Genomic DNA, 24542 nt, shown 5'->3' with positions numbered 1-24542 from the left:
GGACTCACCTGACGGCGAGGATGCTTCCATGAAACACGCAAACGCAGAAATCCTTCGTGAATACGGCCCGTTCGAGGGCATCGGCGGCATTCACGGTGTGACGTACGACGGTCGGCAAGTGTGGTTCGCCAGTGATGGCCAGATCAACGCGCTCGACCCGGCCAGCGGGCAGACCGTGGGGGCGATCAAGGTCGGCGCCGACGGCGGCACGGCATTCGACGGCCGGCACCTGTACCAGATCGCCGACCGCCGCATCCTGAAGATCGATCCGGCCACCGGCCGCGTGCTGCACACCATCCCGGCCCCCGGCGACGGCGGCGATTCGGGCATGGCGTGGGCCGAAGGCACGCTGTGGGTCGGGCAGTACCGGGCCCGCAAGATCCATCAGATCGACCCGCAGACCGGGGAGATCCTGCGCACCTTGGAATCCAACCGCTTCGTCACCGGCGTCACCTGGGTCGAGGGCGAGTTGTGGCACGGCACCTGGGAGGGCGATGAAAGCGAACTGCGCCGCATCGACCCGGACGACGGCCAGGTGCTGACCCGCCTGGCGTTGCCGGCGGGCACCGGGGTGTCGGGGCTGGAGGCGGACGGCGGCGAGCGCTTCTACTGCGGCGGCGGGGACAGCGGGCGGGTGAGGGCGGTGCGTCGGCCCAAGTAATGGGGCATCCGGTGATTGCGATGTTGCGGCCCCTTTGCAGGCTCACGATGTCGATCCGGTATCGATGTGCCAGACAGGCCGCCATCGCCAGCAGGCTGGCTCCCGCAGGGATTCCGGTCAAGTGCGGCAGCCGTGTCCGCCGCAAGGCCAAAGGGCGGCGCCGGTCAAGGCGCGCCGAACAGCATCGTCCAGTACACCCCTTCATCGCTGCGCGCATCGTTGGCGAACCCGGCGCCGACCTGGGTGAACATCGGGTTCATCAGGTTGGCGCAGTGGCCGGGGCTGGCGAGCCAGCCGGCCATGGCCTTGCCCGGCGAGCCTTGGCCGGCGGCGATGTTTTCGCCGATCTGCCGTCCGCGGTAGCCGGCCGCACGGGCGCGGTCGGACGGCATGTCGCCGTCGGGGTCGCGGTGGGCGAAGTAGTTGCCGTAGGCCATGGCCTTGCTGTGCCCCTGGGCGGCGGCGCCGAGGGCCGGGTTCCAGCTCAAGGGGCGGGCGGCGGCGAAGCGCTGGCGCCCGCACATCCGCGGACGGGCGCGGGCGGCGTTGACTTCGGCCAGCAGGGCCTTGCCGACGCTGCGGTTGTCGCCCACCCGGCTGTCGAGCACCGGCCGCGCCAGCACCACTTGCCATTCGTTGCGGGCGCGGCTGATGCCGATGTCGGCGTACTGGGCGTCCAGCAGGGCGCCGCAATGATCGTCCTGCAACTGCTCGAACGCCTCTTCGGCGTCCCCGGCCCCGACGATCCGGATGCTGCGCACGGCCACCGCCGCGTACCCCTTATCCTTCAGGCGTTCGCGCAACCCGCCGCCATAACCGTAGCCGATGGGCAGGGCCAGGTCCTGCTTGAGCGACAGCGGCGCCAGGCGCTGTGCCGGGCGCCGGTCGCAGCGCTGCGGGTGGGCGCGCAGGTCGTTGATGGCGGCCGCCAGTTGCCGTTCCGCGCCGGCATGGGCGGGGGCGGCAAGCAGGGGGGAGAGGATCAGCAGGCACAGCGGAACGAAGCGGGACGAACGAACGGCGTGGCGCATGGAAGGGGCGGCTCTGAAGGGGGACGGCGCTTGTTTGGAATGAACCGCGGAAGGCGGCGCGGGTAGGACTGGGCTTTTTGGGCTTGGTTCACGGGGCGCCGGTGAGAATGGCGGCGGGCCGACGAAGTGCCTGGGACGGGTGTTCCTGTAGGCCGTTGCGGAGTGTTTTCCGGCCCTTCGCAGGCAAGCCTGCTTCCACAGGTTGTTGGGGTGTGCCGGGATCCCCTGGGGGAGCCAGCCTGCTGGCGATGGCGACCGTTCAGGCGCCGCAGAGTGTAGTCAAGACAGTTGCTGCCACAGGTTCTGCGTCGACTCCGCTATTGCTGTGGGAGCAACGCAACCGTGACAGCCCGACAACCCTCACCGGTTCAGCGCCTCGCCCATCCACTCCAGATACTCCGGCCGCTCGGCGATCGAGTTGTGCCCCGCAGGCGCGATCACCCTGAGCGTCGCGACCCCCTCGGGAAAGCTGCGCAGCAGCCGCTCGGTGCTGTCCCGGGGGATCACTTCGTCGTCGCTCGCCGCCAGCAGCAGCGTCGGCACCTGGATGTGCGCCGCGTAGCGGCCGGACTCGAAACGGTCCTTGAGCAGCCACTGGACCGGCACCCACGGATATTGGCGCGCGGCGAGTTCCGCGAGGTTGTTGTAGGGCGTGACCAGGACCAAACGCTGCACCGGCCGCTGGCTGGCCAGCCGCACGGCGACCCCGGAACCGAGGCTGCGCCCGATCAGCGCGATCTTCGGGTGGCTGGCGTACACCCGGTCGAACAGCGCCAGGGCATCCCGGGCGATGGCGTCTTCGGACGGGGAACCGCCGCTGCCGCCATAGCCCCGGTAATGCAGCAGGTACACGGCGTGATCGGGGAACGCCCGGGCCAGGGACGACAGGCTGAGCGAGACGTCTTCGGCATTGCCGCCGAAGTAGATCAGCGCCTCGGGGCCTGTCTGTTCCCGGACGCTCACACGGATGTCGGCGTCCGGCATCGACAGCGTCAGACGCGTCTGCGGCGAGTCCGCGGCGGCGGGCTGGGGGAAATAGATCAGTGCGCGCTGGAACGCGAACAGCGCCGCGCACAGGATCAGGTACGCAACAGCGATCAAGGCGACGAGTGACATCAGGGTTCGCGACATTCGGCTAACTTTAACGGGGCGCGCAGGCGGGTTGTCGCAGTGTAGCCCAGCGGATCCTAGCCCCTGCGCCCCGATCCGTGCCGCAGGAGGCCAGACCATGCAGACCCGCGCCATCCCCTCGACCCGCGAAGCGCTGCCGCTGGTGGGGCTGGGCACCTACCGCGCCTTCGACGCCGCCCCTGGGGACCCGCTGCACCGGCCTTTGCCGGCGGTGCTCGGCGAGCTGTTCAACAAGGGCGGCACGGTGATCGACAGCTCGCCCATGTACGGCCTCGCCGAGGAAACCGTCGGCGGGTTGCTGTCGATTCACGAACCGCGCTCGCCGGCCTTTCTGGCCACCAAGGTGTGGACCCGCGGCCGCGAAGAGGGCATCGCGCAGATGGAGCGCTCCCTGCGTCTGCTGCGCACCCCCAGCATCGACCTGATGCAGATCCACAACCTGCTGGACTGGCAGACCCACCTGCCGACCTTGCGCGACTGGAAGGCCCAGGGGCGTATCCGCTACATCGGCATCACCCATTACGCGCCGTCGGCCCATGACGAGGTCGAAGCGGTGCTGCGGGCGGAGCAGGTGGACTTCCTGCAAATCAACTACGCCCTCGACGACCGCGCCGTGGAAAGGCGCATCCTGCCGTTGTGCCGCGAGCGCGGGGTGGCGGTGGTCTGCAACCGGCCGTTCGGCGGCGGCGCGCTGCTGGAGCGGCTGCGGGGCAAGCCGCTGCCGGGCTGGGCTTCGCAGGTGCAGGTCACCAGTTGGCCGCAGATGCTGCTCAAGTTTCTGCTGGCCCACCCGGCGGTCACCTGCGTGATCCCCGGCACCGGCAACCCGCGCAGCATGGCGGACAACGCCGCGGCGGGGTTCGGGCTGACGCTCACCGATGCGCAGCGCCAGCAGTTGATCGCGCTGGTGGGCTGAGGCTGTCGTCGGGACGACAGACGGTCGGGTGCAGCCGCTGAATCATCATCGGTTTGCCCGGTCGTATCTGCGGCGGCGCGCACCGGGCCAAAAGGCGAGGGCAGCGCCGGCCGACTCCGTCGTCTTGAACCTGGTTTAGGGAAACCCTGAATGAAGCCTGCAACAACCCTGCTGCTGACCGTTTCTGCCGCTGTTCTGCTGGGCGGCTGTGTCGCGGATTTTGATGATGACCACCGTCATGGCGGGTATTACGACCGCGACCGTGGCCGCTACTACGACCACGACCGGCGCTGGGATGACCGCGACGACGACCGGCGCGAATGGCGCCGCCATCACCGCGACCGCGACGACAACGATGACCAGGATTGAGTGAAAGCAAAAAGGGCGTTCCTGTCGGGAACGCCCTGGGCATTAAAAGTGAGCGCTCGCCCGGACGCGGGAACGCGCAGGCACCGAGGCCTCGAGATCCAGCAGATGGGTGGCGAGAATGTCGCTCAGAAAACGGAACTGATCGTTGAGGCCCACCACTTCGTTGCTGAAGTGATTGCTGGCGGCGGGCATCAGCAGATCCTCGAAATCCTCGTTGAACACCAGCGCTTGCGCCTTGCGCGACACCGCGTGCTGGTCGTAGCAGTTGCTGCCGAACACCGGGAAGCTCACGGCGAGGGTGACGGGGTGGCTCATGGTACGGACTCCTCGATGTGTTTCGGTTGGGTGAATCCTGCGCCAGGCGAACCTTGCGCGAAAGGCAATCGTCGTAATGGTGAACATCGACGCCAGTGATGGTTCGGCCGTTGCGGTGAGCCTGCCCGCGATGGGGTCGGCACATCCGCCCTCACCGCCGACCGGCCCACCTATACTCAAACCCATACCGCCCCGGCTCCCTGAAGGACACCACCGTGAACCTGCGTGCGCTGGCCGTCGCCGCACTGTTTCTGCTGGCCGGCTGCGCCACCACGGCGCGGGCCCCGGTCAGCGCGCCGGCGGTGGTGGTGTCGCCCGCCACCTGGCAACAGATCGACCGGGAGATCCTCAGCGCGTCGCAGCAGGCCACCGAGCAGGCCAAGCTGTTCGCCCGCGGTTCGATGGAACATTGGCGCACCCGGGTCTATCAGCAAACTGAAGAAAATTTCATTCCGTGGTTCAGCAGCTACTGGACCCAGGAATGGCTGTCGATGAAGGTCAGCTGGTACACGATCAGCGCCGGCGGCGAACAGGACGCTTCGGCCAAGCGCCTGGCGGCGTATCTGCTTGAGCAGTATCAGGAAAGGGTGCTGGCGCCGGTGGCCGTGGAGATCGACCCGGACGCGATCCTCGGCCAGTCCACGGCGTTCTATGCGCAACAGATGGCGCAGCAGATGCCGCTCATCGCCCAGCGTCACGGCGTGCCCGTCGCCCAGCTCAACGGGCGCCTGCAGAAGATTCCCGCCATCGCCCTCGGGCCGCCGCCGGCCCGGGACGCGTCGCTGTACCAGGTCATCAGCACCGAACCCCTGAACACCTTGCCGGCCTACGCCGCGCTGATCGACAAGATCCACACCGACGGCGGCGCCAAGGGCATCGCCTCCACCGACGCCGGCATGGCTCCGGTGGCCAAGCGCGCCAGCCAGCGCATGGAAGCGGAAATGGCCCCGCGCGGCGCCGCCGGTGCGGTGGCGGCCGCGGCGGGGAAACTCGCCGGGGCGCTGATCTCCGTGGGCGTGGCCGGCATCCGCGCGATCATCCAGGCCAACGACCGTCCCGACAGCGAAGCGCTGATCCGCAGCAGCCTGGGCAACACCTTCGACAAGGCCTGGCTGAAACTGGTGCAGAACCCGACCACCGGCGTCATGGCCGGCACGCTGCACATCGCCGGGCAGGTCGAGGGCAGCCTGGGCGGACGCGACGAGCCGTCGGTCGGGTGGGGCACCGCCCCTGTCGAATGGCGGCCGCCGGAATCGACCAGTCAGCGGATACAACCCGATCCCCAAGGAGAATGACCATGGCTTACATCGATATCTTTGTGGCGCCCGTGCCCAACGCCAACCGTGAACAGTACAGAAAGCACTGTGTCGTCGCCGCGAAGCTGTTCAAGGAATACGGTGCCCTGAGCGTCGTTGAATGCTGGGGCGATGACGTGCCGGACGGCAAGCTCACGTCCTTCCCGATGGCGGTGAAGCTTGAGGAAGGGGAAACCGTGGCCTCGGGCTGGCTGGTCTGGCCGGACAAGGCCACCCGCGACGCCGGCATGGCCAAAATGATGGAAGACCCGCGCATGCAGCCTGACGCCAACCCGATGCCGTTCGATGGTCGGCGGATGATCTACGGCGGCTTCAACTACCTGATCGAGCCTTGACGGGGCGAGGGTGCCATCGCCGGCAGGCCGGCTCCCACAGGGCTCCCGGCTCAATGGCAGGGCCCTGCGGGGCGACGGTTCGGCAGGCCTGCGCAGGGCTCAGGCCTTGCGCGATTGCTCTTCCAACTGATCAGACTCGAACAGCCGCGCCAGTTCCGCCCGGGCTTCCTGGGCGGTCTGCAGCACCTTGGCCGCGTCGTCGTACACCGCGTGCTGGGCCTCCAGCACCTGTTCGTCGTGGTGCTTGAAGCGCTTGATCCGCGCATCGGCCTGTTCCTGGGTCAGGCCCAGGCCGACCAGGGTGCGGCGGCTCATTTCCAGGCTGGAGTAATAGGTTTCGCGCACCGCTTCGGCGCCCACGTCCACCAGCCGGTGCACGTGCTGACGGTTGCGCGCCCGGGCGATGATCTTCATGTGCGGGTACAGCTTGCGCACGATCTCGGCGGTCTTGATGTTGGTCTCCGGGTCGTCGGTGGCGATCACGAAGTATTCCGCATCGCCGACCTTGGCCGCGCTGAGGATCTCCGGGCGCATCGGGTCGCCGTAGAACACCGGTACGCCGCCGAAGCTGCGTGACAGTTCGATGGTTTCCACCGAGGTGTCCAGGGCCACGAACTTGATGTTCTGCGCCCGCAGGATCCGCGCCACGATCTGGCCCATCCGGCCCATGCCGGCGATCACCACCCGCGGGGTGTCGGTGTCGATCTGGCGGAATTTCTCCGGCACTTCCACCGGCTGCACCTTGGGGCTGACCAGCCGCGCGCAGATCAGCATCAGCAGCGGCGTGAGCGCCATCGACAGGGTGATGGTCAACACCAGCAGGTCGTACAGGCGCGGTTCGAACAGGCCCTGGTCGCGGCCGATCTTGAACACCACGAAGGCGAACTCGCCGCCCGCCGCCAGCACGATGCCCAGGCGCACGGCGCTGATCTTGTTCAGCCCGCCGGCCAGGCGCCCGACCACGAACAGCAGCGGCAGCTTCAGGGCGATCAGCAGCAGCGTCAGGCCCACCACGGTGATCGGTGCGCTGAGCAGCAGGCTGAGGTTGGCGCCCATGCCGACGCTGATGAAAAACAGCCCCAGCAGCAGGCCCTTGAACGGTTCGATCTGCGCTTCCAGCTCATGGCGGTATTCCGAGTCGGCCAGCAGCAGGCCGGCCAGGAACGCCCCCAGCGCCATCGACACGCCCACCAGATCCATCAGCCACGCCGTGCCGATCACCACCAGCAGCGCGGTGGCGGTGGACACCTCCGGCAGCCCGGTCTTGGCCACCACGCGAAACACCGGACGCAACAGGTAGCGTCCGCCGATCACCACCACGGCGATGCTGCCGAGCACCTGCAGGCTGTGGCGCACATCGTCGGCGCCGCTGGTGTGGTGATCGACGCCGGCCAGCATCGGCACCAGCGCGATCAGCGGGATCGCGGCGATGTCCTGGAACAGCAGGATCGCGAACGCCAGCCGTCCATGGGGGCTGGTCAGTTCCTTGCGCTCGGCCAGGCTTTGCAGGCCGAACGCGGTGGACGACAGCGCCAGGCCCAGGCCGAGCACGATGGCGCTGTTGAGCGGCTGGCCGAACACCGACAGCGCCACCACGCCGATCACCGAACCGGTCAGCAGCACCTGGGCCAGGCCGACGCCGAACACCGATTTGCGCATCACCCACAAGCGTCGCGGCGACAGTTCCAGGCCGATGATGAACAGCAGCAGCACCACGCCCAGTTCGGAGATGTGGCTGACGCTCTGCGGATTGCCGATCAGGCCCAGTACCGACGGGCCGATGATCACCCCGGCGAACAGGTAGCCGAGCACCGCGCCCAACTGCAGGCGCTTGGCCAGCGGCACGGTGAGCACGGCAGCAAAGAGAAAGACGACGGCGGCTTGCAACAGGTTGCCTTCATGGGGCATGGCACAACTCCAGAACTCGGTACGGCGGGGGAGCAAGGATAAAGGCTCATCCCGCGACGCACCACCGGCAGCGGCCTGGGGCGGCTGTCCCTCGGATCACTGTGGAGGGCCAGCCTGCTGGCGATGGCGGTGTGTCAGACACCTTCGATGTCGGCTGAACTGACCTCATCGCTGGCAAGCCAGCTCCCACAGGCATCTCGGGTGTTCGCAGGATTTATGTACACCACAAAAAACTGTGGGAGCTAGCCTTGCTAGCGATGAGGCCGCCCCAGCCGACATCTTCATCACCTGATACACCGCCATCGCTTGCAGGCAAGCTCCCACAGGGCTCAGTGGTGTTCGCAGAAATGGCCGGTCACCACAGATTCTGTGGGAGCTGGCTTGCCAGCGATGAGGCCGGTACAGCCGACATCTTCATTGCCTGACACACCGCCATCGCTGGCAAGCCAGCTCCCACAGGGCTCAGTGGTGTTCGCAGAAATGGCAGGCCACCGCAAATCCTGTGGGAGCTAGCTTGCTAGCGATGAGGCCGGCCCAGCCGACATCTTCATTGCCTGAGCTACCGCGATCGCTTGCAGGCAAGCTCCCACAGGTTTTGGCGGTGGTCACCGATGCGGGGGATTCCCCGCAATCGCTGTGGGAGCCAGCCTGCTGGCGATGGCGGTGGGTCAGGCAGCAGAGATGTCTGCTGTGCCGATCCCATCGCTGGCAAGTCGAATCGTCGCACCGCAGCTCCCACAAGGGAGAGGTGGCATTCGTAATGGTTTACTTATGTAAAGTTAGACTTTGGTCTTAGGTTAATTCGCGTAAAAGTTACCGAGTAGTTACTCGAAAAACAGTGCGCAGTAATCTCGGGACTTTTTATTGATTCAAGTCACTTAATGGTCAAGTCCCCGGTGTGTGGGCGGCTGATTCGATAAAGTCGGGTCGAATATGGAACGATGGTTTCAGGTTTTATTAGTGTACTGGATAGTTCATATGTGTGCCGGCTGTTAAACTTTCGTTGCAATGATTGACAAAGCGTTTGTCCTGAATCTACTATTTTTCCCGCACCAGAAAGTACTAACGGCAATTATAAGAAACCGCCGAAAGTAGCCAGAGAATCAACCCGTCGGAACCACGACTTCAGGAGAGGTGGGTTCCGGTCATTCGCTTGTGTTGTCACGACGTTTGCCAACGTGCGCAGAGCACGTCGTGAAGCCGCATCCAGGACGGATGGGCAGACAAGCGATCTACAGTGAAGTTTTCATAGGGACTTGAAACCTTGTACTCGCATTCCGTCAGCCCGCCATGTAGGCGGCCTCTATCTATTCGATCCACGATCCGCCCGTCTGCGGGGCTGCGTCGGTCTCACGCCGTCGCCGGATCAGGCCTTTCGTTTTCTTGCCCAGCGCATGCCCGTCGCCCGCAGCGTTCCGCTGACCGGCCGGCGTCGGCAAACACCTACCCGTCTGCGGCCGGCCCTTGCGTGCCCGGCGCTTTCGCAGAGACATTCAAATGAAGTTTTCACAAGGAGTTGAAACTTTGAACTTTGAATTGATCGACCCCGAATAACGACGGTTTTCGTCTGGCCGACTGAGAACGTCGGTCGTACACCTGAAGATAGAACAATGTTTTTCTCTTAATGCCGCGAAGGCAGGCGCATGCGCGTTGTCTGGAGCAATTGATGATTGCTCGCGCATTCGTTCGCCTTTGATTTGTGAAGTTGCCTCTCTGTTGTTTTATGGCGCGGCCGGAAGTTCCTGCTGCGGTGAGCAAACAAGCACATTTAATGTGAAGTTTTCATAAGGACTTGAAACCGTGCACTCAGACTCCATTGGATCAGCGCGTCAGCGACTTCAGCCCGATCAGATGCCTGCCAGCGCATCCAGTGGGGCGGTGCAGCAACGGGCAGGCGCCCAGGCCCAGGCTTCGTCGCTGCGCATCCAGAACTACGACAGCCGTTCGGTGTATTCGCAGGCCGCAGCGCCCGGCGAGCGGATCTTCCTGAGCGGGCAGCAGATGCTGGTGCGGCTGCTGTTCACCCAGGCCGCGCTCGACCGGGCCAACGGCCTGCGCACGGCGGGGTTCGTGAGCGGCTACCGCGGCTCGCCGCTGGGCGGGGTGGACCGGGAACTGATGAAGGCCAGCGGCGCGCTGGAGCAATCGGACATCCGCTTCCTGCCCGCGATCAACGAAGACCTGGCGGCCACCGCGCTGATCGGCACCCAGCGCGTCGAAACCGACCCGAGGAAACGCTACGACGGCGTGTTCGGCATGTGGTACGGCAAAGGCCCCGGCGTCGACCGCTCCGGTGACGCGATCAAGCACGGCAACGCCTACGGCTCGTCGGCCAAGGGCGGCGTGCTGGTGGTCACCGGCGACGACCATGGCTGCGTGTCGTCGTCGCTGTCCCACCAATCCGACCGGACCCTGATCGCCTGGGGGCTGCCGGTGATCCACCCGAACGGGCTCGAAGACTACGAGCGCTGCGGCCTGTGGGGCTGGGCGCTGTCCCGTGCGTCCGGCCTGTGGGTGGGCTTCAAGGCCATCACCGAGACGGTCGAGGCGACCACCTCGGTCGATGCGTGCCCGTTGCCTGAATTCGTCACCCCCGAGGTCGATCCGGGACCGGACGGCCTGCACTGGCGCTGGCCGGATCTGCCCGGCATGCAGATCGAACGGCGCATGCCCTTCAAGTTCGCGGCGGCCCGTGCGTTCGCCCTGGCCAACCCGATCGATACCGCGGTCACGGCACCGGCCCGGCCGAAGCTGGTCATCGGCGCGGTCGGCAAGGCCTACGGCGATGTCCGCCAGGCGCTGCAACAGTGCGGCGTCACCCTTGAACAACTGGAAAACGCCGGCGTGGCGCTGCTCAAGATCAGCCTGGTCTACCCGTTGTCGCCGGTGCTGGACGAGTGGGCGAAGCAGGCCGAAAAGGTGCTGATCATCGAAGAGAAGCAAGCCATCGTCGAAGAGCAGCTCAAGCAGAAGCACTACAACGCCGCGGCCGACCAGCGCGCGGTCATCATCGGCAAGGCCGACGAAAGCGGCCAGCCGCTGGTCTGCGATCACGAAGAGCTGCGCCCGTCGCGGATCGCCGCGATGCTCCAGCCGCGGCTACAGGATTTGGGCATCACGGTGCGGATGCCGACCTACTGGCTCATGCCTGCGGTGACGCGTGACCACGCCTGGATCCGGCGCACGCCTTACCTGTGCTCAGGCTGCCCGCACAACACTTCCACGCACGTGCCCAAGGGCAGCGAGGCGCGCCTGGGCATCGGTTGCCACGCCATGGCGGCGCGCATGCCGGAGCGGGCCACCAGCGGCAGCGTGCAGATGGGCGGGGAAGGGGTGGACTGGATCGGCCAGGCCCCCTTCGTCGAGACGCCGCACATTTTCCAGAACATCGGCGACGGCACCTTTTTCCATTCCGGTTTCCTGGCGATCCGCCAGGCCATCGCCGCCGGTGTGACCATCACCTACAAGCTGCTCTACAACGACGCGGTCGCCATGACCGGCGGCCAGCCGATCGACGGCAAACTGACGGTGAAGAAGGCCGTGGAGCTGGTGAAGGCCGAAGGCGCCCAGCGCATCGTGGTGGTGGCCGATGACCTGGAGCGCTACCGCGAACAGGACTGCCTGCCTGACGGCATCGAGCTGTATCACCGTGACCGGCTGGAGGACGTCCAGCTGCAGTTGCGCCAGACCCGCGGCGTCAGCGTGCTGGTGTTCGACCAGGTCTGCGCCACCGAAGGCCGCCGGCGCCAGAAGCAGTTGCCGGCCCCGGCGGTGAAGACCCAGGTCGTCATCAACGAAGCAGTGTGCGAAGGCTGCGGCGATTGCCAGGTCAAGTCCAACTGCCTGTCGGTCACGCCGGTGCAGACGCCGTTCGGCACCAAGCGCCGCATCGACCCGCATTCCTGCAACACCGACTTGTCGTGCATCAAGGGCTTCTGCCCAAGCTTCGTGACGGTGACCGGCAAGCCGCGCGCGCAGCGCCGCCGGGTGGCCGACAGCGCCCAGGTGCTGGCGCGGGCCGTGGCATTGGCGGCGCCGCTGCCGTCCCGTTCGCTCGACACCCCTTACGAAATGCTGCTGGTGGGCATCGGCGGCACCGGGATCGTCACGGTGGCGCGCACCATCGCCCTGGCCGCCCATTTGGACGGCCGCGCGGTCAGCGTGCTCGACTTCACCGGTTTCGCCCAGAAGGGCGGCGCCGTGCTGAGCCACATCCGTCTGGCCAACGAGGCGCAGACGCTGCACCAGCACCGCATCGACATCGGCGGCGCCGACCTGCTGCTGGCCGCCGACCTGGTCGTGGCCAGCGAAGACGATGCGCTGGCCACGCTGCGGCCGGAAAAGACCGTGGTGATCGCCAACAGTGCACAGACGCAAACCGGCGCGATGCTGCGCAGCACCGAACTGCGCATCGAGACCCAGGCGATCGTCGACCTGCTCAAGCAAAAGGTGGGCGCGGACAACTACCACAGCCTGGATGCCGGGCAACTGGCGGACACCCTGGTCGATCCGATGCAGGCCAACATGCTGATGCTGGGCTACGCCTGGCAGCGCGGCACGGTGCCGGTGTCGCAGGCGGCGCTGAACAAGGCCATCGACCTGGCGGGCAGTGCCGCCGCCAACCACCTGGCCTTTGCCTGGGGCCGGCTGCTGGCGCAGGACGCCGCCTTCGTCGCGCCTTACCTCGACCCGAGCGCTGCCGCCGAGGGCGCCAAGACCATTGCGCTGCACGACATCAGCGCGGCGCCCAACCCGCGTGACAGCCTCGTGCGGTTGATCGAGCGCAACAGCGAATACCTGACGCACTACCAGAACGCGGCCTACGCCGCCCGTTACCGCCGCGTGGTGAACATCGTGCGCGCCGCGCCGGGCGCCGGCGACGGCAGCGCGCTGACCGAAGCGGTCGCCCGCAACCTGTTCAAGCTGATGGCCTACAAGGACGAATACGAAGTGGCGCGGCTGCTGACCGCCGACCGTTTCCTGCAATCCCTGGCCAGCCGCTTCGAAGGCAGCACCCGTCTGACCTTCCACTTCGCCTTGCCGTGGCTGCGCGACAAACAGAAGAAGACCGAGTTCTCCGGCTGGGTGCTGCCGTTGCTGAAGGTGTTGGCCAAGGGCCGCGTCCTGCGCCACACCCGGTTCGACCCGCTGGGCTGGTCCGCCGAGCGACGCGAGGAGCGGCGCCTGATCCAGGACTATGAAGCCATGCTGCTGCGCCTGCTGCCCGAACTGACCCAGGACAACCTGGCGCAGTTCATCGCCTGGGCCAACCTGCCGGATTCGATCCGCGGCTACGGCCACGTCAAGGAACGTTCGATCGCCGCTGCGCGCCTGCGCGAGAAGGCGCTCATCGAGCAGATCCTGCTGGGCCAGCACCCGGTCCCGATCCACCGCGAAGCCGCCGGCGTCGAGTCGTGGGTGCCGCCCGCGATGCATGCCGCGCCGTCGAGCAACGAAGCCGAGCGCGATGTGATGGAAGCTTCGTGATTGCCGGGGGGCTGCCGGCCCCCTTGCCGAAAGAGAGCAGGCCCACAACCCTTTCAAGGATGAGTTGACCGATATGAACAACGACACCATTGCACCCGACCTGCTGCACAAGGGCTCGGCCGACGACGTTTTGATCTGCGCACCGAGAGTCGCGCTGCCGCTGCACCTGGACGACGCGACCCTGGCGGCCGCTTCGCATAACCCGCTCACGCGCCGCTACGGTGCGGGCGCCGACGGGCACGCGGCCTTCGCCGTGGCGCCCGACCTTCAGAAGCGAATCCGCCTGGGCGCCGCGTTCGCCGACGGCGGCGAGGCGCAGAACGGGTGGGAACGGGTGAGGGCGCTGCCTTACCAGATCGTCGCCCCGCAAGGCAGCCTGGAGGGCGACGACCCTGAGCAGGCCGTGGCGCAGCTGTGCCAAGCGATCCCGGCCATCCGCCGCTCCAGTTCGTTCCGCTTCATCAACAACGCCGACAACTACTTCTTCTACCGCAAGTCCCACGAGCACGTGCCCGGCACGATGTTCATCGAGGCGGCGCGCCAGGCGGTCTATCACCACCTGTACCACCACACCGGCCATGCGCGCGGCGACGTCACCGTCAGCGTCAACGAGCTGAACGCGAGTTTCTTCGCCTACGCCGAGCTGATGTACCCCATCGAACTGGTGGTCGACAACATGACCCCCACCGATGCCGCATCGCCCAAGAAGATCTTTTTCCGGGTCTCGTTCTATCAGCGCCAGACCCTGTTCGCCACGATCGACACCAAGGCGACGGTCATCGACCTGCGGCTGTTCGAGAAGACCCGCAACATCTTCATCCACGCCAACGATTGGTTCACGCCGATCCACCAGTCGAAGCTGACCTGCACCCTCAGCGACGGCCAGGGCCGCAAGGCCGACGTGCTGCTGGTGGGCCTGGGCAAGGACGGCTGCGTGACGACGACGCCGGAGATCGAGTTCATCGACGCCGTCACGCTGCACATCGGCTACGAGGGCAAGTTCGAGTTTTCCAGCGCCGTGCGCAGCGTCGGCGAGGGCAAGTACGCGTCGTGGGAATTCCCGACGCTGGGCTTCGACGACCTGCAAGTCATCAGCGACATGATCAAGCGCGGCTTCGTTCACCTGGACGAGGCGGCCCTCGGGGCGCTGAGGCAATGACCGTGACCACCGGCAAACCGATGCCCGCCACCGTGGCCCTGCATTTCGGCGCACAGGCGGTCGCGAAGAATCGACTGTACTTTTCGTCGCTGGGCATGGACCTGTGCGACGGGAACGGCTTTCCCCGGCCGGAGTTCTTCAAGGTCTATCAGTCGCTGATGGACGGCGGCAGCGGCTTCGGTTTCCTGGGCAACGCCAGCGTGGACGCCGAGGCGCGCTACAACGGCCGTGGCCTGCGGCTGACGTCGCCGGCCCACGCCGAGGCCCTGCGCCCGCTGTTCGAGGCGGCCCGCCAGCGTCACTTTCCGCTGGGCGTGCAACTGCAGCACTACGGCCCGCAGGCGTTGCCGACGGCGCAGGGCGAGATCCTGACGCCCAGCGGCATCGCATCCCCCGCCATCCTCAAGGCGTTTCCCGAGGCGCGGGCGGTGGCGATGTCGCACACGCAGATCCTGCGCTGCATCGATCAGTTCGCGGCCGCCGCGCTGCACGCCCAGCAGGCCGGCGCCGCGCTGATCCAGATCCAGGCCTCGAACGGCTATCTGGTCAGCAGTTTCCTGTCGCCCCGCACCAACCGCCGCGAAGACGAGTGGGGCGGCAACCCGCTCAAGCGCGCCCGGCTGCTGCTGGCCATCGTCGAAGGGATCCGCCGGGCCACCGGCGACCGGGTGCCGGTCACTGTCCGCCTGGGCATCGACGACGGCCTGGGCGAGGAAGGGCAGCAGGCGGTGCTGCTGGGCGATGTGGTGGTCGCCCTGGAGGCCGCCGGGGTGGCGGCGATCACCTGTTCCACCGGCGTCAGCGAGACCTTTCCGTTCTTCTTCAAGAACAAGGACAAGGCGCTGGCGATGTCCCGCGAAGGCTGCCGCTACCTCAAGGGGTTCGTGCGCATCCCGGTGGGCTTCACCGGCTCGGTCAGCGGTGTGGCCCAGGCCAATGAAATCATCGGCTGCGGCGATGCCGACTTCATCGGGTTCGGCCGCGCCATGCTGGCCGACAACTGTTTCATCGCCAAGGAACTGGCCGGCCGCGACGCTGAGGTCATGCGCTGCCGGGGCGATGCGTTTTGCTTTCGCGACAAAAAGGACCCCATGGCCGAGCGGGTGTACTGCTGCGTCAACCCGGACTACCGGCGGCCGGAAAAACTGCAACTGCACTATGAGGAAAGCCTGAAATGAACTTCACCGGAAAAATCGCCCTGGTTGTCGGCGGCACGCGGGGCATCGGTTTCGACGTCAGCCAGAAGCTCGTCGATGCCGGCTGCATCTGCTACATCACCGGCCGCAACGAGGACGACGGCCTGACCGCGCAAAGCCGCCTGGGCGCCAACTGCACCTTCATCAAGAGCGACGTCACCGACGAAGCCTCCGTGGCCGAGCTGTTCCGCGTCATCAACGACCGGCACGGGCGTCTGGACCTGGCGGTGAACAACGCCGGCGTGACGTCCAAGCATGCGCCGATCCGCGAGATGGACTTCGCCGACTGGAAGCGCGTGCTGGAAATCAACCTGCTGGGCCCGCTGCTGTTGCTCAAGCACGAGACCAACCTGATCTCGAAGCACGCCGGCGGCGCGATCGTCAACGTGTCGTCCTGCGCCGGCCTGCTCGGCGTGGCCAAGCAAAGCGCCTATTCCACCAGCAAGGCCGCGCTGAACATGCTGACCCAGGTGTGCGCCATCGAGTCCGCCGAAGAGTCCCTGCCGGAGCGCCATTCGGTGCGCGTCAACGCGGTGTGCCCCGGCCCGACGATGGGCGGCATGAACTCGGAAGAGCGCTTGAAGGCCAACCCTGAGTCCACCAAACACAAACTGCAGGTCACGGTGATGAAACGGTTCGCCGCCGCCAGCGAGATTTCCGCCGCGATCCTGTGGCTGCTCAGCGACTCGGCCTCGTTCGTCACCGGCACCGTGATGCCGGTGGATGGCGGTTTCTCGGCCGGGAAATTCTGATGGGCCGGCCAGAGCGCGACCCGGCCCGGACGCCGGGCAAACGGGTGTTCATCACCGGCGTGAGCAGCGGCATCGGCGAGGCGCTGGTGGAGCGGCTGCTGCAGGACGGCTGCACCGTCTTCGGCACCGCCCGGCGCGAACCGTACCGGTTCATGAACCACCCGAACTTCCGGTTCCGGCCGTTCGACCTCTCCAAGACCGGCGACATCGGCGAGCTGTTCAAGGGGCCGTTCGCCGAGATCCTGAGCCAGGGCGTCGACGTGCTGTTCCTCAACGCCGGGGTCAGCGGCAACGTGCCGGCCCGCGCCGAGGCGTTTTCGCTGGAGGACGTGCAGCACGTGCTCAACGTCAACGTGCTGGCGAACAAGGCCATTCTGGACCTGGTGCTGGCTTCGCCCCATCGGCCGGCGACCTGCGTGCTGTCGGCGTCGATGGCGGGGGTCCGCTTTCGTGCAGGCACGCTGACCTACAGCCTGTCGAAGGCGGCGCTCAAGGCGCTGGGCGGTGTCTACGCGCAAGAGAACCCGGAGATCTTCTTCGCCGTGCTGGGCCTGTGCAACGTCAACACCGGGCTGTCCCGGCAGGTGAGCTTCAGCGAACGGACGGCGCAGTTTCCGGAGCTGCTGTCCCTGCAGCAACGGGCGTTGGTGCCCGGTTACATGGTCTCCGCCGCCCAGCGCGCCGAGGACATCCGCAACGTGATCGCCGCACCCGCCGACTACGGGGTGAAGAGCGGCGAGTTCGTCGACATGCGAACGGTGCTGGCCCATCACGAGCAAGCCCGGGAGCCGTTGCCCCAAGCCTGACGATCCCCTGAACGCGCACCCCCAATAAAGGAATGTTGGAATGCTGAACACCGTCAAATCCCTCGTCGAAGCCGTCGTGCGGCAACAGGACCTGCTGCTGCCCGAGCCCATCGATCTGTCCCGGGGCGAGGACAGCCCGCTGTACGGCATCGAAGGCACCATCGACTCCATGACCCTGGTGTCGATCATCGTCGACACCGAAGAGCAGATCCGCAACCGGTTCGGCGTCGAGGTCCACCTCGCCGACACCTCCGACCTGCCGCCCACCGCCACGCCGTTCGCCACGCTCGGCACGCTGGCCGACTACGTCATGAGCCGGCTGTCGCCTGCGCTTGAAGCCCAGGCGAGCTGATCCGGCGACCGCACTTTTTATCGAGAGGTGGATATGCAAGTTGTCGAGTTTCTCAATCACCTGAAAGACGGCGCGGACAAACCGGCCATCGTCAGCGACGAGGGCCGTTTCTCCTACGCCCAACTGCATGAGCGGATCCACGCCTATGGCGAGGAACTGGCGTCCCGCGGCATCAGCGACGCCTGTGTCCTGCTGGTGGACAACTACAGCTTCGACAGCGTCTGCATGCTGTTCGCGCTGTGGCTGCGCAACAACGTCATCGCGCTGTCGGTGCCCAAGGCCGACGAGCAGTTGGCGCACCTGGCCGAAGCGTCGGGCGCGCGGTTCACCGTGACGGGCGGCGGTTCCCAGGGCTTCGCGTTCGCGGCCCATGAAGCGCGTGCGCTGCCGGCGACCGTCGAAGGCCTGCTGTCGCGCCGCGAGGCCGGCTTCATCGTGTTTTCGTCGGGCTCCACCGGGCCTGCCAAAGGCGTGGTGCACGGCGTCGCGCCGTTCTTCGACCGCTACATGAATGCCGAGCGGTGCGGCGCCATCCTGGCGTTCCTGCTGTTCGACCACATCGGCGGGCTGGTCACCGTGCTGCAGGCGCTGGCGACCCACGGCACCCTGGTGCTGCCGAAGGAGCGTTCGCCCCAGGAGGTCGGGCGCTGCGTCGAATCGTTCCAGGTGCAGACGCTGCACGTGTCGCCGACGCTGCTGAACCTGGCGACGATCACCGGCGTGTTCCAGAAGTGGGACACCCGCAGCCTGCAACGCATCTATTTCGGCTCCGAGCCGAGCTCCCCCGAAGCCATCCAGCGCATCGCGAACCTGCTGCCGGACGTGAAACTGCGCCAGCTCTACGGCATGTCGGAAATCGGCGTGCTGCCGTGCGACGTCAAGGCCGGCGACAGCGCCTGGATGAAGATCGAAGATCCGGCCTACCGCCTGCGGGTCGTCGACGGGATCCTGCAGGTGCGCGGGCCGACCAACATGCTCGGCTACCTGACCGGCCCCGGCGACCTGACGGACGACGGCTACCTGATCACCCACGACCTGACGGATGAGCACGAGGGGTTTTTCCGGGTCTCCGGGCGGGCGGTGGACGTCATCAACGTCGGCGGCAAGAAGGTGTTCCCGGCGCACGTCGAAAGCGTGCTGATGGGCGTCGACAACGTGTCCGACGTGGTCGTGTACGGCCAGCCCAACCCGTTGCTCGGCCAGATCGTCGCGGCGCGCTTCACCTTGCTGGCGCCCCAGGCGCTGGAGGACTTCAAGGCCGTGCTGTACGCCAAGATCCGCGGCGTGCTGGCGCCGGAACAACTGCCCAGGGTGGTGTCCGTCAGCGATACGCCGCTGATCACCAGCCGCTTCAAGAAAATGCGCCATCCCGGCGTCCTCAGCGGGTCGTGAGCCCCGATTGCCATCAAACGATAAGGAAATGACACATGGCTAACATGGAAAAAATGCGCGCAAGCATCGCCGACATCCTGTCCATCCCCCTGGACGAACTGAAGGGCGACACCTTGCTGGAAAGCAGCGACTTCTGGGACTCGATGGCGCGCATCTCGATTGTGGCGCTGGTGTTCGAAACCACCGGCACGACCATCTCCGGCGAAGAGATCGAAGGCGTGGTGACGGTGCAGGACATCTTCGACCTGGCCGCCGGGAAAGTGAAAGGAGTGGCCTGACCATGCACACCATTTCCGGGGTTGCGGTGCGCGCGGTCACGGCCGCGCTGCCCGAACGCAGCGTGGGGCTGGACGGCTTCGCCGAGCTGTTCGGCGCCAAGGAAGTCGCCCGCATCGCGAAAAGCACGGGCATCGAGTCGGTCAGGGAGACCCAGACCCTGCACACGTCCGATCTGGTGATCGCCGCGTGCCGCCACCTGCTCGATCAAGGGCTGTGCGCCGCCGATGACATCGACGGGCTGATCGTGGTGACCCAGACGCCGGATTCCTGGGCGCCGGGGGTCGGCTACATCGTCCAGCAGGCGCTGGGCCTGCCGCAGCATTGCCTGGTCATCAACGTGACCGCCGGCTGCTCCGGCTATGTCAGCGCGCTGGTGCAAGCGGGTGCGCTGATCTCGTCGGGGGCCTGCAAAAGGATCCTGCTGTGCACGGGCGACGTGACCACGCGGATTCTCGACGAGCGTGACCGGCACGTGAAAATGCTGTTCGGCGACGCGGCGTCCGCCACGTTGCTGGAGCAGGGCGACGGTTCGTTCGAGTTTGTCTGCGGCACCGACGGCAGCGGCCGCGAGGCCCTGGCCTCGGACATCGCCTACACCCGGGACGCGGACAGCCAGGCCTGCGCGAGCATCCGCTGCCTGCAGATGGACGGCACGGCGGTGATGAACTTCGCGCTCGCCCGGGTGCCGCAGACCGTCAAGGCGCTGCTGGACGACACGGGCCTGAGCCCCGAGTCGCTCGACCTGCTGGTGCTGCACCAGGCGAACGGCTTCATGCTCAATTACCTGCGCCGGATGATCGGCGTCGCCCCGGAGAAAATGCCGGTGGACATCGACGGCGTCGGCAACACCAGTTCCACGTCCATCCCGATCGTCCTGTCGCGGCATGCCGCCGTCGGCACGCCGCAGGCGCAGCACGTCGTGCTGTGCGGCTTCGGCGCCGGGCTGTCGTGGGGCGCAATGAAGGTCGACCTTCGCCAGACCCGTGCCGTGGCGCCTTGCTTCGTGCCGGAAAAGGCTGAGCAGGCGGACGCAGAGGTGCGTGCGCAAGCCTAAGCTGTATCCGCGGCGTGGCGGTGCCCCTGGTTTTTAGGGGCACCGCCATGCCCGCTCGTTTGCCCCTCAAGGGAGTTCTCATGAACCCGACATTCTGGACGGCACTGGGCATCATCCCGAGCCGGGCCGTTCCGCCCTGGATTTCGCCTTCGCCGTTTCTGCCGGCGTTCCAATTCTATGAATGCCATGAGTCGGGCGCGATCCCGGCGTCACCGGAGCGCATCATCGACGCGGTCTGCGCCTTCGACATGCGCGAGGATCGCGTCGTCAACGCGCTGCTGTCGCTGCGCGAGCTGCCGGCGAAACTGCTCAGGGTGCTGGGCAACCGGCGCACGCAGCCGGCCAGCGCGCCGTTCGGCTTTGATTCGTTCACCCGCCTGCAACGCGCGCCGGACGAAATTTCCATGGGCCTGGCGGGGCGCTTCTGGCGCCCGGACCTGAACGTGAACCGCGTCCCCGACGCGCAGGCGTTCGCGGCGCTGGATGATCCGCGCATTGCCCGGCTGGTGCTGCGCTTTCAGGTCATCGAACACGGGCAGGGCGTGCGCACCCTTCGCACCGAAACCTTCGTGCATTGCCCCAACACCCGCACCCGCCTGCTGTTCACGCCTTATTGGCTGGCGATCCGGCTGGCCAGCGGCTGGATACGCCGGCGCAACCTGGCCGCCATCGAGCGGCAGCTGTCGACGGCCGACCGGTAGGGCGTCCGCTGCTGTAATGATTTGCATCAATTGGTAACATTCATAGCCTCAGCGAATCAGTCCAGCCCGAGTCCCGCCATGGCCATCAACTTCGACCTCAACGACCTGCAAGCCTTTCGCGCGGTGGTCGAGCAGGGCAGTTTCCGCAAGGCCGCCGACACCGTGCGCCTGTCGCAGCCGGCCCTGAGCCGGCGGATCGAAAAGCTCGAAGACGCCCTCGGCGTGAAGCTGTTCGAACGCACCACGCGCAAGGTCAGCCTGACCCAGGCCGGGCGCGGCTTCATGCCCAGCGTCGAGCGCCTGCTGGACGACCTGGACGTGGCGCTGCTGGGCATCAGCGAAGTGGCCTCGACCCGCCTGGGCCACGTCACCGTGGCGTGCGTGCCGTCGGCGGCGTACTACTTCATGCCGCGGGTGGTGGCGCGCTATCACCGGCAGTTTCCGAGGATCAAGGTCAAGGTGCTCGACTCCAGCGCCCACGACGTGCTCAGCGCGGTGGTCAACGGCGAGGCGGATTTCGGCCTGAGCTTCATGGGCACCCAGGAGGCGGGGGTGGATTTCGAACCGCTGGTGCAGGAGAGCTACGTGGTGGCCTGCCGCCGTGACCATCCGCTGGCCGGGCGCAGCAGCGTGACCTGGGACGAGTTCTACCGCCAGGACTACATCTCGCTGGACAAGACCTCGGGCAACCGGTTTTTGCTGGATCAGGCGTTGACCCACGTGGTGCCGCAGCGTCCGAGCATCTGCGAAACGCGGCACGTGACGACCATGATCGGTCTGGTGGAGGCGGGGCTGGGGGTGGCGGCGGTGCCGCTGATGGCGATGCCGGCGGCGGACCATCCGATCCTGACGCGGATCCCGCTGACCGAGCCGCAGGTGATGCGCAGCGTCGGCATCATCAAGCGCCGGGGTCGTACCCTGACCCCGGCGGCGTTGGAGCTGGAACGGCTGGTGGTGGAGATGAAGGTGCAGCCGGTCAGCGCTTGACCGAGTCCAGCCCGGTGGCCTGCACGTCGGCCTGGGCGGCCGGTGCGGCGAGGTAGGCGAGCAGCGCCTTGGCTTCCTGCGGGTGCTGCGCGCCCACCGGGATGCCGGCGGCGAAGCGGGTCACCGACTGCACCGCTTCCGGAATCTTCGCCACGAAACTCACCCCCGGCACCGGCAGCAGTTCGCTGACCTGCTGGAAGCCCAACTGGTAATCGCCGGTGGCGACCACCGAGCCCACCGGGATTTTCGGGATCATCTTGGCCTTGGGCTTCAGCTGATCTTCAATGCCCAGCTTCTTGAACAACTGCTGCTCGATGTACACGCCGCTGGCGCTGTCGGAGTAGGCCACCGAGTGTGCGTCCAGCAGGGTTTTCTTCAGGCCTTCGACGCTGCCGATGTCCGGCTTCGGCGCACCTTCGCGCACCACCAGGCCGATCCGCGAGTCCGCCAGTTCCACCCGCGAGGCGGGGTCGACCTTGCCTTGCTTGATCAGGTCGTCGAGGGCGTAGCCGACCATGATCACCACGTCGGCCTGTTCGCCACGGGCCAGCCGGTTGGGGATCGCCTCCGGCGCCTTGCCCATCGACGGGCCGAGGACGGTGTCGAGGGTGTTGCCGCTGCTGGCGGCGAACTTCGGGCCGAGGATCTTGTAGGCCGCCGTGAAGCCGCCGGAGGTCATCACCCGCAGTTCTTCGGCCTGGGCCCACGCGCTGACGGCGAAGAGGGCGAGGGCGGTCAAGTTGATCAGTCTTTTCATGGCAGGCTCCTTACGCCGCGACCGGTTGCAGACGGCCGCCGGCACGGCGGTACAGGTACAGCGTCGCGCACAACGCACACAGTGCGCCGACACTCATCCAGTAACCGGGCGCGGCCTTGTCGCCGGTGTACTCGATCAGGAACGTCGACATCGCCGGGGTGAAGCCGCCGAACACCGCCGTCGCCAGGCTGTAGGCCAGCGAGAAGCCCGCCACCCGCACTTCCACCGGCATGATTTCGGTGAGCGCCGGGATCATCGCGCCGTTGTACAGGCCGTAGATGAACGACAGCCACAGCAGCGTCAGCAGCATGTGGCTGAAGCTCGGCGCCTGCACCAGGAACGACAGCGCCGGGTAGGTGGTGGCCAGGGCCAGCAGCGCCATGGCGATCAGCACCGGACGCCGGCCGATGCGGTCCGACAGCGCGCCGCCGACCGGCAGCCAGCAGAAGTTCGACACGCCCACCAGCAAGGTCACCAGCAGCGCGTCGGAGGTGCTCAGGTGCAGCACGGTCTTGCCGAAGGTCGGCGCGTACACGGTGATCAGGTAGAACGCGGTGGTGGTCAGGGCCACCATCAGCATGCCGCCCAGCACCACGGTCCAGTTACGGCCCAGGGTGCGGAACACGTCGCCCATGCTGGGGCGGTGCTTGCGTGCGGCGAACTCTTCGGTCTCCGCCAGGTTGCGCCGCAGCAGGAAGATGAACGGCACGATCATGCAACCGACGAAGAACGGAATCCGCCAGCCCCAATCGGCGATCGCCTGGGGCGCCATCCATTGGTTCAGCGCATAGCCCAGCGCCGCCGCGACGACGATCGCCACCTGCTGGCTGGCCGACTGCCAAGCGGTGAAGAAGCCGCGGTTGCCCGGTGTGGCGATTTCCGCCAGGTACACCGACACGCCGCCCAGCTCCGCGCCGGCGGAGAAGCCTTGCAGCAGGCGCCCGATCAGCACCAGCGCCGGGGCGAACAGGCCGATGGTCTCGTAGCCGGGCACCAGCACGATCAGGATCGTGCCGCTGGCCATGATCGACAGGGTGACGATCAGGCCTTTGCGCCGGCCCACGTCGTCGATGTACGCGCCGAGCACGATGGCCCCCAGCGGACGCATCAGAAAGCCTGCGCCGAACACCGCGAAGGTCATCATCAGGGAGGCGAACTCACTGCTCGCCGGAAAGAACACCGCCGCGATCTGCGTGGCGTAGAAACCGAACAGGAAGAAGTCGAACTGTTCGAGGAAGTTGCCCGAGGTGACCCGGAAAATGGCGCCGGCCCGCGAGCCGCCGTGTGGGATTGAGGCTGTCATAGAAAAGTACTCCACCGCTTTTATGACGTGCGCGACGGGAGGGCGGCGCACGGTTTTTATTGGGGCGGATAGTGGCGCAGCGGGATCGATCTGTTAATTGCATTGTTGGCATGGATTGATGTGTCTTGCGGATCAATGCGCTTTCCTGTGGGGACTTGCCCTGCAAGCGATGGCGGTGTGTCAGGCGATGAAGATGTCAGCTGAACCGGCCTCATCGCTGGCAAGCCAGCTCCCACAGGATTTGCGCTGGACTGCCATTTCCGCGAGCACCGCCGGCCTTTGTGGGAGCTGGCTTGCCAGCGATGGCGGTGTGTCAGGCAATGAAGATGTCGGCT

At 66.4% G+C, this 24542-nt stretch carries 22 protein-coding genes; 16 read left to right on the top strand and 6 right to left on the bottom strand.

The window, feature by feature from the left end; genetic code table 11:
- Positions 1-28: 28 nt before the first annotated feature.
- Entirely contained in the window at positions 29-661 is a 633-nt protein-coding gene (locus ACIP0B_RS07895) for a PQQ-binding-like beta-propeller repeat protein (RefSeq protein ID WP_400831005.1), read from the top strand.
- Positions 662-825: 164 nt separating this feature from the next.
- On the opposite strand, the gene ACIP0B_RS07890 is transcribed toward ACIP0B_RS07895, so the two are convergent.
- A complete protein-coding gene (locus ACIP0B_RS07890; RefSeq protein ID WP_400831004.1) occupies positions 826-1692 on the bottom strand; it encodes a CAP domain-containing protein in 867 nt (288 codons plus the stop codon).
- Between the two features lie 360 nt (positions 1693-2052).
- Complete coding sequence (locus ACIP0B_RS07885; RefSeq protein WP_400831001.1) at positions 2053-2823, bottom strand: alpha/beta hydrolase; 771 nt, start codon at positions 2821-2823, stop codon at positions 2053-2055.
- A gap of 31 nt (positions 2824-2854) precedes the next feature.
- Here ACIP0B_RS07885 and ACIP0B_RS07880 point away from each other — a divergent pair, with 31 nt between their 5' ends.
- Together ACIP0B_RS07880 and ACIP0B_RS07875 are read left to right on the top strand one after the other, a co-directional pair.
- Positions 2855-3739, top strand: coding sequence for an aldo/keto reductase (locus tag ACIP0B_RS07880; protein ID WP_400830999.1), 885 nt, complete (start codon positions 2855-2857; stop codon positions 3737-3739).
- A 150-nt stretch (positions 3740-3889) separates the two neighbouring features.
- Positions 3890-4108, top strand: a complete 219-nt coding sequence (locus tag ACIP0B_RS07875) for a hypothetical protein (protein WP_400830998.1) — start codon at positions 3890-3892, stop codon at positions 4106-4108.
- Positions 4109-4150: 42 nt separating this feature from the next.
- Here the strand turns inward: ACIP0B_RS07875 and ACIP0B_RS07870 are convergent, their stop codons facing one another.
- A complete protein-coding gene (locus tag ACIP0B_RS07870) occupies positions 4151-4423 on the bottom strand; it encodes a hypothetical protein (protein ID WP_400830997.1) in 273 nt (90 codons plus the stop codon).
- A gap of 215 nt (positions 4424-4638) precedes the next feature.
- On the opposite strand from ACIP0B_RS07870, the gene ACIP0B_RS07865 reads away from it, so the two are divergent.
- Together ACIP0B_RS07865 and ACIP0B_RS07860 are read left to right on the top strand one after the other, a co-directional pair.
- Positions 4639-5718: a hypothetical protein gene (locus ACIP0B_RS07865; RefSeq protein WP_400830995.1), complete on the top strand. Its 1080-nt coding sequence runs from the start codon at positions 4639-4641 to the stop codon at positions 5716-5718.
- Between the two features lie 2 nt (positions 5719-5720).
- A complete protein-coding gene (locus ACIP0B_RS07860) occupies positions 5721-6074 on the top strand; it encodes a DUF1428 domain-containing protein (RefSeq protein WP_400830994.1) in 354 nt (117 codons plus the stop codon).
- Between the two features lie 99 nt (positions 6075-6173).
- Here the strand turns inward: ACIP0B_RS07860 and ACIP0B_RS07855 are convergent, their stop codons facing one another.
- Entirely contained in the window at positions 6174-7982 is a 1809-nt protein-coding gene (locus ACIP0B_RS07855; RefSeq protein ID WP_400830993.1) for a monovalent cation:proton antiporter-2 (CPA2) family protein, read from the bottom strand.
- Between the two features lie 1851 nt (positions 7983-9833).
- On the opposite strand from ACIP0B_RS07855, the gene ACIP0B_RS07850 reads away from it, so the two are divergent.
- The 11 genes from ACIP0B_RS07850 (at position 9834) to ACIP0B_RS07800 (ending at position 22147) form a co-directional block, all read left to right on the top strand.
- Complete coding sequence (locus ACIP0B_RS07850) at positions 9834-13469, top strand: indolepyruvate ferredoxin oxidoreductase family protein (protein WP_400830991.1); 3636 nt, start codon at positions 9834-9836, stop codon at positions 13467-13469.
- A gap of 73 nt (positions 13470-13542) precedes the next feature.
- Positions 13543-14628, top strand: a complete 1086-nt coding sequence (locus ACIP0B_RS07845; RefSeq protein ID WP_400830990.1) for an AfsA-related hotdog domain-containing protein — start codon at positions 13543-13545, stop codon at positions 14626-14628.
- Complete coding sequence (locus ACIP0B_RS07840; RefSeq protein WP_400830989.1) at positions 14625-15806, top strand: NADH:flavin oxidoreductase; 1182 nt, start codon at positions 14625-14627, stop codon at positions 15804-15806. Before ACIP0B_RS07845 ends, ACIP0B_RS07840 begins: the two co-directional genes overlap by 4 nt.
- Complete coding sequence (locus ACIP0B_RS07835) at positions 15803-16576, top strand: SDR family NAD(P)-dependent oxidoreductase (RefSeq protein WP_400830987.1); 774 nt, start codon at positions 15803-15805, stop codon at positions 16574-16576. Before ACIP0B_RS07840 ends, ACIP0B_RS07835 begins: the two co-directional genes overlap by 4 nt.
- Positions 16576-17382, top strand: a complete 807-nt coding sequence (locus tag ACIP0B_RS07830) for an SDR family oxidoreductase (protein ID WP_400830986.1) — start codon at positions 16576-16578, stop codon at positions 17380-17382. Before ACIP0B_RS07835 ends, ACIP0B_RS07830 begins: the two co-directional genes overlap by 1 nt.
- A gap of 40 nt (positions 17383-17422) precedes the next feature.
- Positions 17423-17734: a hypothetical protein gene (locus tag ACIP0B_RS07825; RefSeq protein WP_400830984.1), complete on the top strand. Its 312-nt coding sequence runs from the start codon at positions 17423-17425 to the stop codon at positions 17732-17734.
- 33 nt (positions 17735-17767) lie between these two features.
- The gene (locus tag ACIP0B_RS07820) at positions 17768-19126 is read left to right on the top strand and encodes a class I adenylate-forming enzyme family protein (protein WP_400830983.1); all 1359 of its coding nucleotides are present in this window, start codon (positions 17768-17770) and stop codon (positions 19124-19126) included.
- Between the two features lie 35 nt (positions 19127-19161).
- A complete protein-coding gene (locus ACIP0B_RS07815) occupies positions 19162-19404 on the top strand; it encodes an acyl carrier protein (RefSeq protein ID WP_400830982.1) in 243 nt (80 codons plus the stop codon).
- A gap of 2 nt (positions 19405-19406) precedes the next feature.
- Positions 19407-20459 (top strand): ketoacyl-ACP synthase III, encoded by a 1053-nt coding sequence (locus ACIP0B_RS07810; protein ID WP_400830980.1) that lies wholly within the window; start codon positions 19407-19409, stop codon positions 20457-20459.
- An 80-nt stretch (positions 20460-20539) separates the two neighbouring features.
- Positions 20540-21160 (top strand): hypothetical protein, encoded by a 621-nt coding sequence (locus tag ACIP0B_RS07805; RefSeq protein WP_400830979.1) that lies wholly within the window; start codon positions 20540-20542, stop codon positions 21158-21160.
- 78 nt (positions 21161-21238) lie between these two features.
- Positions 21239-22147 (top strand): LysR family transcriptional regulator, encoded by a 909-nt coding sequence (locus tag ACIP0B_RS07800; protein ID WP_085579977.1) that lies wholly within the window; start codon positions 21239-21241, stop codon positions 22145-22147.
- Here ACIP0B_RS07800 and ACIP0B_RS07795 read toward each other — a convergent pair.
- Positions 22137-22904 (bottom strand): substrate-binding domain-containing protein, encoded by a 768-nt coding sequence (locus ACIP0B_RS07795; protein ID WP_400830977.1) that lies wholly within the window; start codon positions 22902-22904, stop codon positions 22137-22139. The two genes, ACIP0B_RS07800 and ACIP0B_RS07795, sit on opposite strands and share 11 nt — an antisense overlap.
- 10 nt (positions 22905-22914) lie before the next feature.
- Positions 22915-24207 (bottom strand): MFS transporter, encoded by a 1293-nt coding sequence (locus ACIP0B_RS07790; RefSeq protein WP_400830976.1) that lies wholly within the window; start codon positions 24205-24207, stop codon positions 22915-22917.
- Positions 24208-24542: the final 335 nt, after the last annotated feature.

This window comes from Pseudomonas sp. NPDC089534, from assembly GCF_044749305.1.
Taxonomy (GTDB): Bacteria; Pseudomonadota; Gammaproteobacteria; order Pseudomonadales; family Pseudomonadaceae; genus Aquipseudomonas; species Aquipseudomonas ekonensis.
This window is presented reverse-complemented; position numbering and strand designations above follow the sequence as displayed.

What these genes read in the sequence shown, in the direction of transcription:
- ACIP0B_RS07790 (WP_400830976.1), bottom strand. Translation starts at nt 24,207, where the DNA reads ATGACAGCCTCAATCCCACACGGCGGCTCGCGGGCCGGCGCCATTTTC.
- ACIP0B_RS07840 (WP_400830989.1), top strand. Translation starts at nt 14,625, where the DNA reads ATGACCGTGACCACCGGCAAACCGATGCCCGCCACCGTGGCCCTGCAT.
- ACIP0B_RS07815 (WP_400830982.1), top strand. Translation starts at nt 19,162, where the DNA reads ATGGCTAACATGGAAAAAATGCGCGCAAGCATCGCCGACATCCTGTCC.
- ACIP0B_RS07890 (WP_400831004.1), bottom strand. Translation starts at nt 1,692, where the DNA reads ATGCGCCACGCCGTTCGTTCGTCCCGCTTCGTTCCGCTGTGCCTGCTG.
- ACIP0B_RS07885 (WP_400831001.1), bottom strand. Translation starts at nt 2,823, where the DNA reads ATGTCGCGAACCCTGATGTCACTCGTCGCCTTGATCGCTGTTGCGTAC.
- ACIP0B_RS07800 (WP_085579977.1), top strand. Translation starts at nt 21,239, where the DNA reads ATGGCCATCAACTTCGACCTCAACGACCTGCAAGCCTTTCGCGCGGTG.
- ACIP0B_RS07820 (WP_400830983.1), top strand. Translation starts at nt 17,768, where the DNA reads ATGCAAGTTGTCGAGTTTCTCAATCACCTGAAAGACGGCGCGGACAAA.
- ACIP0B_RS07875 (WP_400830998.1), top strand. Translation starts at nt 3,890, where the DNA reads ATGAAGCCTGCAACAACCCTGCTGCTGACCGTTTCTGCCGCTGTTCTG.
- ACIP0B_RS07830 (WP_400830986.1), top strand. Translation starts at nt 16,576, where the DNA reads ATGGGCCGGCCAGAGCGCGACCCGGCCCGGACGCCGGGCAAACGGGTG.
- ACIP0B_RS07895 (WP_400831005.1), top strand. Translation starts at nt 29, where the DNA reads ATGAAACACGCAAACGCAGAAATCCTTCGTGAATACGGCCCGTTCGAG.
- ACIP0B_RS07805 (WP_400830979.1), top strand. Translation starts at nt 20,540, where the DNA reads ATGAACCCGACATTCTGGACGGCACTGGGCATCATCCCGAGCCGGGCC.
- ACIP0B_RS07845 (WP_400830990.1), top strand. Translation starts at nt 13,543, where the DNA reads ATGAACAACGACACCATTGCACCCGACCTGCTGCACAAGGGCTCGGCC.
- ACIP0B_RS07860 (WP_400830994.1), top strand. Translation starts at nt 5,721, where the DNA reads ATGGCTTACATCGATATCTTTGTGGCGCCCGTGCCCAACGCCAACCGT.
- ACIP0B_RS07850 (WP_400830991.1), top strand. Translation starts at nt 9,834, where the DNA reads ATGCCTGCCAGCGCATCCAGTGGGGCGGTGCAGCAACGGGCAGGCGCC.
- ACIP0B_RS07835 (WP_400830987.1), top strand. Translation starts at nt 15,803, where the DNA reads ATGAACTTCACCGGAAAAATCGCCCTGGTTGTCGGCGGCACGCGGGGC.
- ACIP0B_RS07855 (WP_400830993.1), bottom strand. Translation starts at nt 7,982, where the DNA reads ATGCCCCATGAAGGCAACCTGTTGCAAGCCGCCGTCGTCTTTCTCTTT.
- ACIP0B_RS07825 (WP_400830984.1), top strand. Translation starts at nt 17,423, where the DNA reads ATGCTGAACACCGTCAAATCCCTCGTCGAAGCCGTCGTGCGGCAACAG.
- ACIP0B_RS07795 (WP_400830977.1), bottom strand. Translation starts at nt 22,904, where the DNA reads ATGAAAAGACTGATCAACTTGACCGCCCTCGCCCTCTTCGCCGTCAGC.
- ACIP0B_RS07810 (WP_400830980.1), top strand. Translation starts at nt 19,407, where the DNA reads ATGCACACCATTTCCGGGGTTGCGGTGCGCGCGGTCACGGCCGCGCTG.
- ACIP0B_RS07870 (WP_400830997.1), bottom strand. Translation starts at nt 4,423, where the DNA reads ATGAGCCACCCCGTCACCCTCGCCGTGAGCTTCCCGGTGTTCGGCAGC.